The sequence below is a fragment of the Solihabitans fulvus genome (assembly GCF_008386585.1).
In the GTDB taxonomy this organism is placed as follows: Bacteria; Actinomycetota; Actinomycetes; order Mycobacteriales; family Pseudonocardiaceae; genus Solihabitans; species Solihabitans fulvus.
Genome location: NZ_VUOB01000347.1, coordinates 1 through 232, shown reverse-complemented (window position 1 = coordinate 232; position 232 = coordinate 1). Strand labels below are relative to the sequence as shown.

Genomic DNA, 232 nt, shown 5'->3' with positions numbered 1-232 from the left:
CGTGCTCCACCAGCACCAGCCCCGTGTCGCAGCCCCCCAGGTCGCCCAGCCTGCCGGGGGCCCGCACCGGGGTGACCCCCGCCCCCAGGTCGGCCCCCGGACCACCGGCCGCCGCCGCGCCGTGGTCGAGCGGCACCCCCAGCTCCCGCAGCTGGTCCCTGGTCCACGGCACGGCCGCCGGATTGGCCACCGAGGGCCCGACCCCCGCCCCAAGGTCCAGCGGCGCGCCGTC

The 232-nt window shown here is 81.0% G+C and carries 1 pseudogene; it reads right to left on the bottom strand.

What is annotated here, in order from left to right:
* Window positions 1–232 (bottom strand): annotated as a pseudogene (locus F0L68_RS43145) (hypothetical protein); the annotation flags it as partial.